Source organism: Enterobacter sp. 120016, assembly GCF_018383635.1.
Lineage (GTDB): Bacteria > Pseudomonadota > Gammaproteobacteria > Enterobacterales > Enterobacteriaceae > Enterobacter > Enterobacter asburiae_D.
This window is the reverse complement of sequence record NZ_JAHAWC010000065.1, coordinates 1-236: the sequence shown is the minus strand read 5'-3', so window position 1 is coordinate 236 and position 236 is coordinate 1. Positions and strand designations below refer to the sequence as shown.

Sequence of the window (236 nt, the reverse complement as noted above, 5' to 3'; positions counted from 1 at the left end):
ATTGGCAGCAGGAATGGCTTGTCAATCGCACGCTCTGGTTCTGGGATGTAAGAATCCAGGAAGCCAGCCAGTTCGATGATTTTCGCTTCCCACTCTGCGTCACCTTCCAGCGCTTTCAGAGCAGAACCACGAACGATTGGAGTATCGTCGCCTGGGAAATCGTACTGAGACAGCAGTTCACGAACTTCCATCTCTACCAGTTCCAGCAGCTCTTCGTCATCAACCATGTCGCATTT

General features: G+C 51.3%; 1 protein-coding gene. It reads right to left on the bottom strand.

Translation table 11 applies throughout. The features are described from left to right. Nucleotides 1-236 (bottom strand): GTP-binding protein (locus tag KIF87_RS23135; protein WP_349628256.1); only part of this gene is annotated, 236 nt, incomplete at both ends.